Consider the following 1,208-nt stretch of genomic DNA (forward strand, 5'->3'; position numbering starts at 1 on the left):
CGCGGCCGGGCCGGGCGCCGCGCCCCCGGCTGCGACCAGGTCCAGCGCCATGACCAGCGCGGTCGTCCCGGCGCCGAGCACGGCCGCGTCGACGACCTCGGCCCGGTCGGGCCGGGGCAGCCCGGTGCGCCCCACCGCGCCGGCCGGGATCGTGCGGGCCGCCATGGCCAGCGCCACCGCGACGACCGGCAGGTTGACCAGGAAGATCCACCGCCAGCCGACCGCGTCGGTCAGCAGGCCGCCCAGCGCCGGACCGAGCACGCCGCTGAGCGGGATCAGGGTCAGCACGATGCTCATCGCCCTGGCCCGGTGCTCGGGCCGCACCGCGGCGGCGACGATCGGCAGCCCGAGGACGCTGATCAGGGCGCCGAACCCGCCCTGCAGCACGCGCGCCGCGACCAGCGACCCGACGGTGGGCGCGAGCGCGGCCAGCGCGCTGGTCACGCCGAACCCGCCGACCGCCAGCCGGAACGCCGCCCGCGGGCCGGCCCGGTCGACCCAGCGCCCGGCCGGCAGGCTGAGCGCCACCAGCGGCAGCAGGTAGCCCAGCAGCACCCACTGCGTGCCAGACGGCCCGGCACCCAGGTCGGCACCGATCGCGGGCAGGGCGACGGCCACGATCGTCATGTCCAGCGCGCCGAGCACGATGCCCAGCGACACCACGACGACCGTCGACCAGCGGCTCGTGGCGACCGGGGTGCTCATGCCGACGTCCCGGTCGCACGGCCGGCCGCGGCGCGGCCCGGCGGCGATCCCGGCACGGTGAGCGGGCGGGCAGGGTTGGGGGTGGGCACGGGTTGCTCCGATCCGGGCGGCACGGTCGGCCGCCGCACCGCCCACGCTCGGCCTGAGGCGCGGGCGCGGCATCGGGCGCGCGCCCTATCCGGTCGTGTCGGAGCGGGTCGGGGGCTGAGGCGCCGAGGTGGCCAGGCCGAGGCGGTGGGCCGCCGCGGCGGCCTCGACGCGGTTGGCCACCCGCAGCTTGCCCAGGATGTTGGACACGTGCACGCTCGCCGTCTTCGTCGAGATGAACAGCCGCTGGGCGATGTCGGCGTTGGCGAGCCCCTCGGCGACCAGGCCCAGCACCTCGACCTCGCGCGGGGTGAGGCCCAGGCGGGCGGGCAGGTCCCCGGCCGGCGGCACCCGCCCGTCGGCCCCGCCGAGGGGCAGCCGGGCGCGCCGGGCCAGGTCGGCGACCGCGGCGCGCA

2 protein-coding genes are annotated in these 1,208 nt (G+C 79.1%); both read right to left on the bottom strand.

The window, feature by feature from the left end:
• Window positions 1-705 (bottom strand): MFS transporter (locus KIK08_RS39100; RefSeq protein ID WP_214408342.1); only part of this gene is annotated, 705 nt, incomplete at its 3' end.
• Window positions 706-879: 174 nt separating this feature from the next.
• Window positions 880-1,208: helix-turn-helix domain-containing protein (locus KIK08_RS39105; protein ID WP_250558681.1), on the bottom strand; the 329-nt coding region annotated here is incomplete at its 5' end.

This window comes from Pseudonocardia lacus (genome assembly GCF_018531445.1).
Taxonomy (GTDB): Bacteria; Actinomycetota; Actinomycetes; order Mycobacteriales; family Pseudonocardiaceae; genus Pseudonocardia; species Pseudonocardia lacus.